The sequence below is a fragment of the Streptomyces sp. NPDC031064 genome, assembly GCF_055570965.1.
This window is the reverse complement of sequence record NZ_JBVIGF010000004.1, coordinates 734159-742168: the sequence shown is the minus strand read 5'-3', so window position 1 is coordinate 742168 and position 8010 is coordinate 734159. Positions and strand designations below refer to the sequence as shown.

Below are 8010 nucleotides of genomic sequence, written 5' to 3'. Positions count from 1 at the left end.
TTTCCCTTTCCGGCGGTTCCGACTCTATCAGATCCTTTCGGGCCTGATTCCCGGTCAGAGCGGGTTGTCTTTCCGGCTGTTGGGCCGTTCCGACGAGTGAGACTTTAGCGGATTCCTTGCCGCCGACGCTAATCGGGGCTGCGCTCTCTCGAACGCGGATTCCTCATTTCGCAAAAGCGCACGGAAAGCGGCGCGACGGAGCGTCGCTCGCTTGGAGTGGTTCTTGCGGGATGGCTGTCCGGGGACCGACCGGAGTCGGCGCTCACGTCGGACAACCCGGAGAACAGTACGGACCGAGCAAAGCCGTGTCAACCTCGGCCCCTCCTCCCTCCGGAGTCCTGCGGAGCGTGGAGCGGCCGGGGTCAGCCGTTGCCGGTGGCGAGCTCGCGGCTGCGGTCGCGGGCGGCCTCGATGGCGGCGATCAGCGCGGCGCGTACGCCGTGGTTCTCCAGTTCCCGGATGGCGCTGATGGTGGTGCCGGCCGGGGAGGTGACGGCCTCGCGGAGCTTCACCGGGTGCTCGCCGCTGTCGCGGAGCATCACGGCGGCGCCGATGGCGGCCTGGACGATCAGGTCGTGGGCCTGGGCGCGGGGCAGGCCCAGGAGGATGCCCGCGTCGGTCATCGCTTCGACGAGGTAGTAGAAGTACGCCGGGCCGGAGCCGGAGAGGGCGGTGGCGGCGTCCTGCTGGGACTCGGGGACGCGGAGGGTCTTGCCGACGCCGCCGAAGATCTCCTCGGCGTGGGCGAGGTGGTCGCCGGTGGCGTGGCTGCCGGCCGAGATGACGGACATGCCTTCGTCGACGAGGACGGGGGTGTTGGGCATGACGCGGACGACGGGGGTGTCGGCGGCGAGGCGTTCTTCGATGAATGTCGTGGTGATGCCGGCCGCGGCGCTGATGACGAGGCGGTCGGGGGCGACGTGGGGGGCGAGCTCGTCGAGGAGCTTGCCCATGTCCTGCGGCTTGACGGCCAGGATGAGGGTGTCGGCGCGCTTGGCGGCGTCGGCGTTGCCGACGGTCTCGACGCCGTACCGGGCGTGGAGTTCCTCGGCGCGGTCGGCGCGGCGGGTGGTGGCCAGGAGGTGGGCGGTGGGCCAGCCGGCCCGGATCATCCCGCTGAGCAGCGCTTCGCCGATCTTTCCGGTGCCAAGGACTGCGACTGTCTGGGTCATGGCTGAAGTTCACCTCGCCGGACGGGGGGTACGTGACGCCATCCTCGCACCGGGGTGCCGGGTGGGGCGGGTGTGTCCGAGGGGCGGTACGCGGCCGGGCCGGTCGGTCAGGCGGTGCGGCGGCGGAGGGTGGCGGCGCCGAGGGTGAGGACGAGGAGGGCGCAGGCGGCGACGACGAGGGTGTCGCGGAGGAAGTCGGCGGTCATGTCGGTGTGGCGGAGGACCTCGTTCATTCCGTCGACGGCGTATGACATGGGCAAGGCGTTCGAGACGGCTTCGAGGGCCGGCTGCATCCGGTCGCGTGGGGTGAACAGGCCGCAGAGCAGGAGCTGGGGGAAGATCACGGCCGGCATGAACTGGACGGCCTGGAATTCGGAGGCGGCGAACGCCGAGACGAACAGGCCGAGGGCGGTGCCGAGCAGGGCGTCGAGCAGGGCGACGACGAGCAGCAGCCAGGGCGAGCCGGTGACGTCGAGGCCGAGCACCCAGAGGGCGACTCCGGTGGCGAGCGCGGACTGGACGATGGCGAGGAGGCCGAAGGCGAGGGCGTATCCGGCGATGAGGTCGGCCTTGCCGAGGGGCATGGCGAGGAGGCGTTCCAGGGTGCCGGAGGTGCGTTCGCGCAGGGTGGCGATCGAGGTCACCAGGAACATGGTGATCAGCGGGAAGATGCCGAGCAGTGAGGCGCCGATGGAGTCGAAGGTGCCGGGGCTGCCGTCGAACACGTACCGCAGCAGCGTGATCATCAGGATCGGGACGAGCAGCATCAGGGCGATGGTGCGGGGGTCGTGACGCAGTTGGCGGAGGACGCGGGCGGCGGTGGCGAGCGTGCGGGAGCCGTTCATCGCTGGGCCTCCTGGAGGGCGTTGGCGGCGTCGACGAGGCGGAGGAAGGCGTCTTCGACGGTGGCGGTGTCGTTGCGGCGGCGGAGGGCTTCGGGGGTGTCGTCGGCCAGGATGTCGCCGTCGCGCATGAGCAGGAGGCGGTGGCAGCGCTCGGCCTCGTCCATGACGTGTGAGGAGACGAGGATCGTGGCGCCCCGGTCGGCGGCGATGCGGTGGAAGAGGTTCCACAGGTCGCGGCGGAGTACGGGGTCGAGGCCGACGGTCGGTTCGTCGAGGACGAGCAGCTCGGGCGTGCCGAGCAGGGCGACGGCGAGGGAGACGCGGCTGCGCTGGCCGCCGGAGAGGTTTCCGGCGAGGGCGTCGGCGTGTGAGGCGAGGTCGACGTCGGTGATGGCGCGGGTGACGGTGTCGGCTCGGGCGTCGCGGTGCCGGCGGCCGGGGAGGAGGACGGCGGCGAAGTAGTCGAGGTTCTGCCGGACGGTGAGGTCGTCGTAGACGGAGGGGGCCTGGGTGACGTAGCCGACGCGGGCGCGGAGGGAGGCGTCGCCGGCGGGCCGGCCGAGGACGTCGAGGGTGCCGGTGACCTTGGCCTGGGTGCCGACGATGGCCCGCATGAGGGTCGACTTGCCGCAGCCGGAGGGGCCGAGGAGGCCGGTGATCCGGCCGCGCGCCACGGCGAAGTCGAGGCCGCGCAGGACGGTGCGATGGCCGCGTACGACGGTGAGGCCGCGGGCTTCGACGGCAGGGCCGCTAAAATTCATCACGTGATGAATAGTGGGCCCGCGGAAGGTGGGCGTCAAGGCATGGCGGTCCGGGAAGCGGGGCCTAGCGGCGCTTGGGCTTCTTGGCGCGGGCGGCGGGGTTGCCCGTGCGCGTGGAGCGGCGCTTCTCGTACTGGGCGCGGGCCGTCTCGTACTCGGAGCGCAGCAGTTTCTCGCCGGGCGCCTCGGTGAGCGAGCGGAGGAAGTAGGCGAGGAGGGAGCCGATGAAGCCGATCGCCTTCAGGCTGCGCAGCGCGTCCTCGCGGGAGGGGTCGGCGGGGCGGCGGGTGAAGCCCTGCCACGTCCGGCTGAACGCGATGGCGGAGCACACGGCGAACATGACGACGACCAGGGCGTTGACGAAGCCGCCGACGTCGGCGATGGCCAGGCCCTGGTAGGCGAAGCGGAGGACGAACGCCCCGGCCACGGCGGCGGCGAGCGAGCCGGCGGCGACCCCGGCGCGCCGCAGCCCGTAACCGCCGTCGTGGCCGACCCAGGTCGTGCCGAAGAAGCGGATGGGCTCGGGCTGCGGCCCGGCCGGGGTGCCGGTGCTGGTGCTGGTGCTGGTCGTCTGGTCGCTCACGGGGTCGATTATCCCCGGGCGGGCCGTGGTGCGGTCAGGAGCAGCGCACGGCGACGTAGCCGTCGCTGCCGGTGTTCACGTAGGCGTCGGAGACGTACTGGCCGTTGGCGATGTTGTCCCACAGGTTGGTCGTGCCGTACGGGCCGGTGACCGTCGTGCCCGGCTTCTGGCAGTTGATCGGGACGCGGACGCCCTCCGCCAGGACCTTCACGATGCTGTAGTTCGTGCCCGGACCGCTGCGGACGTTGAGCCGGTAGCCCGGCGCCACCGGGTAGCGCTTCACGGTGTACGTCGCGGCCTCGACCGCTTCTTCGGTGACTTCTTCCATGGCCATGTGGCCCTCCCCCGTCGGGCGCGTGCCCCGTGCACGCGCGCCGCGCGCAGGCTAGCAAGCCCCCACGGCATCGCACGCATCATCGACTAGGCTCCGTGCGTCGCGCTGGACGCGGGACGCGCGCGGACGAACACACACGGGGGTGGGCGATGCCGCCGTTGCGCAGCACCGGACCGGTTCCGGAGCCGTTTCGGGCAGCCTTTCCGGAAGCGGAGCATCCGGAGTACGCCGGACGGTACCGGCTGGAGGAGTGCCTGGGCTCGGGCGGCATGGGTGTCGTCCACCTGGCCAGGTCCGCTTCCGGGCTGCGCCTGGCGGTGAAGGTCGTCCATGCCGAGCATGCGGCGGACGCCGAGTTCAGGGCGCGGTTCCGGCAGGAGGTCATGGCGGCGCGGCGGGTCAGCGGGGCGTTCACCGCGCCGGTCGTGGACGCCGACCCGGCCGCCGAGCGGCCATGGATGGCCACGCTGTTCATCGACGGGCCGACCCTGTCCGAGCGGGTGAAGCGGAACGGCCCGCTGGGCTCCGTGGAGCTGCGGAGGGTGGGCGCCGGGCTCGCGGAGGCGCTGCGCGACATCCACCGGGCGGGCGTGGTGCACCGCGACCTGAAGCCGAGCAACGTACTGCTGGCCGCCGACGGTCCGAAGGTCATCGACTTCGGGATCTCGCGGCCGGCCGACAGCGATCTGCGCACCGAGACGGGGAAGCTGATCGGCACCCCGCCGTTCATGGCGCCCGAGCAGTTCCAGCGGCCCCGCGACGTGGGGCCGGCCGCCGACGTGTTCGCGATGGGCGCCGTCCTCGTCCACGCCGCGACCGGGCGCGGCCCGTTCGACTCCAACTCGCCGTACATCGTGGCCTACCAGGTCGTCCACAACGAGCCCGACCTGGCCGGCGTACCGGAGGACCTGGTCCCGCTGCTGATGCGGTGCCTGGCCAAGGACCCCGCCGAGCGGCCCACGGCGGACGAGCTGATGGGCGAGTTGCGGGCGGCCGGGGAGCCGGAGGGGACGGCCGCGCCGTTCATACCCGCCCAGCGGCGGGCGGAGAAGGACCCCGGTCCCGCCGCACAGCCGGGCCCGGGCCCGGGCGCGACGCCGCGCCGTGGCCGCCGGCTGCGGTGGGCCGCCGGGCTCGCCGTCCTCGCGGCGCTGATCGCGGGCGGGGCCGTCGCCGTGCTGCCCGGCCCGGACGGCGAGCCGTCACGGACCACCGCCGAGGCCGGGCGGCAGGCCCAGCCGTTCCGGCCCTGGTCCGCCGCCCTGGGTGCCGGCGGCGAGAACCTCACGCCCCTGTGCACGGCCGCGCCGGACGCCCTGTACTGCACCGCCCCCGGCGTCAAGGCGGCCCGCCTCAGCCCCGCGAACGGCGACAAGGCCTGGACGACGAAGGCGGCCGCCACCGAAACCGGCACCCCGCCCGTGCTGTCCGGCGGGCTGGTCCACGTCGTGACACCCGGCCGCGCCCGCCTGGACGCGCTCGACCCGGCCACCGGTGGGGCCAGGTGGAGCGAGGACGTCTCGGGTTACGCGAACGTGCTGCACGCGGGCGACACCGTGCTGCTCGTGGCCGCGGACGGCGGCGTGCGCGCCCTGGACGGCGCCTCCGGCGAGGAGCGCTGGGCCAAGCGGGTCGCGGGGACGCCCGGCGCGCAGTGGGTGACCGGCCCCGGCGGTGTCGCCTACGCGGCGACCGCCTCGCCCGACGCGGCGGCCACGCTGGTGCGGGCGCTCGACCCGGCGGACGGACGGGTGCTGTGGAGCAAGCGGCTGAGCGGCGCCCTCAGCCCCGTACAGGCGTCGGACGGCGCGCTGCTGTTGCTGTCGACCGACGAGGACCTGTACACCGACGCGGTCGTACGGCTGGACACCGCCGACCGGACCGCTCGGCGCGTGCCGCTCGCCGTCCCCGTGGACCAGGCGCAGGCCGCGATGGCGGGCGACACCGTGTACGTCATCGGGTCGGGCGGTTCGCTGCTCGCCGTGGACACCACCGGCGGGGGCGCCCAGCGCTGGCGGCTGGAGACCGGGGTGACGCGCGCCTCCCGGCCGGTCGTGGCGGGCGGGCACGTGTACCTGGCGGCGGCCGACGGGCGGCTGCTGGCCGTGGACGCGGGGCGCGGGGTGCTGCTGGGGATGACGAAGCCGCGCATGGACGGCGGGCGGTACACGTTCGCGCCGCTGCTGCCGGCGCCCGCCGTCGCGAACGGCACGGTGTTCGCGACGGCGCCCGACGGTTCGGTCTTCGCGGTGAAGGCGGACGACCCGGCGGCGTGGTGACAGCCGGGCGCGGACGACCCGGCGGCGTGGTGACAGCCCGGCGCGGACGACCCGGCGGAGGTGACCAGCGGGGCGCGGGCCCGCGTGGCATGACCCGCGCACCGCGCACCCCGCTACCGCGCGCCGCGCGCGCCCGCGCCGGGTCAGCCGAGCTTGGTGACGTCCCGGACCGCGCCCTTGTCGGCGCTGGTGGCCATCGCCGCGTACGCCCGGAGGGCCGCCGACACCTTGCGGTCGCGGTTCTTCGGCGCGTACACGCCGCCGAGGGCCTCGCGGCGGGCGGCCAGCACGTCGTCGGAGACCAGCAGCTCGATGGAGCGGTTGGGGATGTCGATACGGACCCGGTCGCCGTCCTCGACCAGCGCGATCGTGCCGCCGCTCGCCGCCTCGGGCGACGCGTGGCCGATCGACAGGCCCGACGTACCGCCGGAGAAGCGGCCGTCCGTGACCAGCGCGCAGGTCTTGCCGAGGCCCCGGCCCTTGAGGAACGACGTCGGGTAGAGCATCTCCTGCATGCCGGGGCCGCCCTTGGGGCCCTCGTAGCGGATGACGACGACGTCGCCGTCGGTGATCTGCTTGTTGAGGATCTTCTCGACGGCCTCCTCCTGCGACTCGCAGACGACCGCCGGACCCTCGAAGGTCCAGATCGACTCGTCGACGCCGGCCGTCTTCACGACACAGCCGTCGACCGCCAGGTTGCCCTTCAGCACAGCGAGGCCGCCGTCCTTGGAGTAGGCGTGCTCGGCGGAGCGGATGCAGCCCTCGGCGGCGTCCGTGTCCAGGGTGTCCCAGCGCTCCGACTGCGAGAACGCCTCGGCGGAGCGGACGCAGCCCGGGGCGGCGTGCCACAGCTCGACGGCCTCGGCCGACGGGGAGCCGCCGCGCACGTCCCAGGTCTTGAGCCAGTCGGCCAGCGACGGGCTGTGGACGCTGTGCACGTCCTCGTTGAGCAGCCCGGCGCGGTGCAGCTCGCCGAGCAGGGCGGGGATGCCGCCGGCGCGGTGCACGTCCTCCATGTAGTACGTGCGGTTCTTGGCGACGTTCGGCGCGACCTTGGCCAGGCACGGCACGCGGCGCGAGACGGCGTCGATCTCCTCCAGGCCGAAGGGGACGCCCGCCTCCTGGGCGGCGGCCAGCAGGTGCAGGATCGTGTTGGTGGAGCCGCCCATGGCGATGTCGAGGGCCATGGCGTTCTCGAAGGCGGCCATGGTGGCGATGTTGCGCGGCAGGACGGACTCGTCGCCCTGGGCGTAGTAGCGGTCGGTCAGCTCGACGACCGTGCGGGCGGCGTTCTCGTACAGGGCGCGGCGGGCCGTGTGGGTGGCGAGGGTCGAGCCGTTGCCGGGCAGGGACAGGCCGATCGCCTCGGTCAGGCAGTTCATCGAGTTGGCGGTGAACATGCCGGAACACGAGCCGCAGGTCGGACAGGCGTTCTCCTCGATACGGAGGATGTCCGCGTCCGAGATCTTGTCGTTGACGGCGTCCGAAATCGCGTCGACCAGGTCGAGCGTGCGGACCGTGCCGTCGACGAGGGTGGCCTTGCCGGCCTCCATCGGGCCGCCGGAGACGAAGACCGCGGGGATGTTGAGGCGCAGGGCGGCCATCAGCATGCCGGGCGTGATCTTGTCGCAGTTGGAGATGCAGATCACCGCGTCGGCACAGTGCGCCTCGACCATGTACTCGACGCTGTCCGCGATCAGGTCGCGGGAGGGCAGGCTGTACAGCATGCCGCCGTGGCCCATGGCGATGCCGTCGTCGACGGCGATCGTGTTGAACTCGCGCGGGATGCCGCCCGCCTCGCGGATCGCCTCGGAGACGATCCGGCCGACCGGCTGGAGGTGGGTGTGGCCCGGCACGAACTCGGTGAAGGAGTTGGCGACGGCGATGATCGGCTTGCGGCCGATGTCCGCGCCCGGTACACCGGAGGCCCGCATAAGGGCGCGGGCGCCCGCCATGTTGCGGCCGTGGGTGACAGTGCGGGACCTCAGCTCGGGCATGATCCGTCGCTCCTTAACAGAGAGGTGTCTGCTTCGAGC

7 protein-coding genes are annotated in these 8010 nt (G+C 73.0%); 1 reads left to right on the top strand and 6 read right to left on the bottom strand.

The window, feature by feature from the left end; genetic code table 11:
• Positions 1-362: 362 nt before the first annotated feature.
• From proC to ACZ46W_RS18805, 5 genes are all read right to left on the bottom strand, one after another.
• Positions 363-1172 carry a pyrroline-5-carboxylate reductase gene (gene proC / locus ACZ46W_RS18825; protein ID WP_468338739.1) on the bottom strand — a complete coding sequence of 270 codons (810 nt, stop codon included), beginning with the start codon at positions 1170-1172 and terminating at the stop codon, positions 363-365.
• Between the two features lie 107 nt (positions 1173-1279).
• Positions 1280-2017: an ABC transporter permease gene (locus ACZ46W_RS18820; RefSeq protein WP_468338737.1), complete on the bottom strand. Its 738-nt coding sequence runs from the start codon at positions 2015-2017 to the stop codon at positions 1280-1282.
• The gene (locus ACZ46W_RS18815) at positions 2014-2778 is read right to left on the bottom strand and encodes an ABC transporter ATP-binding protein (RefSeq protein ID WP_468338815.1); all 765 of its coding nucleotides are present in this window, start codon (positions 2776-2778) and stop codon (positions 2014-2016) included. Before ACZ46W_RS18815 ends, ACZ46W_RS18820 begins: the two co-directional genes overlap by 4 nt.
• Before the next feature lie 64 nt (positions 2779-2842).
• Positions 2843-3361 (bottom strand): hypothetical protein, encoded by a 519-nt coding sequence (locus tag ACZ46W_RS18810; protein WP_468338735.1) that lies wholly within the window; start codon positions 3359-3361, stop codon positions 2843-2845.
• Positions 3362-3395: 34 nt separating this feature from the next.
• Positions 3396-3695 carry a peptidase gene (locus ACZ46W_RS18805; protein ID WP_468338733.1) on the bottom strand — a complete coding sequence of 100 codons (300 nt, stop codon included), beginning with the start codon at positions 3693-3695 and terminating at the stop codon, positions 3396-3398.
• Positions 3696-3844: 149 nt separating this feature from the next.
• Between ACZ46W_RS18805 and ACZ46W_RS18800 the strand changes: the two genes are divergently transcribed.
• Complete coding sequence (locus ACZ46W_RS18800) at positions 3845-5974, top strand: serine/threonine-protein kinase (protein WP_468338731.1); 2130 nt, start codon at positions 3845-3847, stop codon at positions 5972-5974.
• A 143-nt stretch (positions 5975-6117) separates the two neighbouring features.
• Here the strand turns inward: ACZ46W_RS18800 and ilvD are convergent, their stop codons facing one another.
• Positions 6118-7971, bottom strand: a complete 1854-nt coding sequence (gene ilvD, locus ACZ46W_RS18795; protein ID WP_468338729.1) for a dihydroxy-acid dehydratase — start codon at positions 7969-7971, stop codon at positions 6118-6120.
• Positions 7972-8010 lie beyond the last annotated feature (39 nt).

What these genes read in the sequence shown, in the direction of transcription:
- proC (WP_468338739.1), bottom strand. Translation starts at nt 1,172, where the DNA reads ATGACCCAGACAGTCGCAGTCCTTGGCACCGGAAAGATCGGCGAAGCG.
- ACZ46W_RS18820 (WP_468338737.1), bottom strand. Translation starts at nt 2,017, where the DNA reads ATGAACGGCTCCCGCACGCTCGCCACCGCCGCCCGCGTCCTCCGCCAA.
- ACZ46W_RS18815 (WP_468338815.1), bottom strand. Translation starts at nt 2,778, where the DNA reads ATGAATTTTAGCGGCCCTGCCGTCGAAGCCCGCGGCCTCACCGTCGTA.
- ACZ46W_RS18805 (WP_468338733.1), bottom strand. Translation starts at nt 3,695, where the DNA reads ATGGCCATGGAAGAAGTCACCGAAGAAGCGGTCGAGGCCGCGACGTAC.
- ACZ46W_RS18800 (WP_468338731.1), top strand. Translation starts at nt 3,845, where the DNA reads ATGCCGCCGTTGCGCAGCACCGGACCGGTTCCGGAGCCGTTTCGGGCA.
- ilvD (WP_468338729.1), bottom strand. Translation starts at nt 7,971, where the DNA reads ATGCCCGAGCTGAGGTCCCGCACTGTCACCCACGGCCGCAACATGGCG.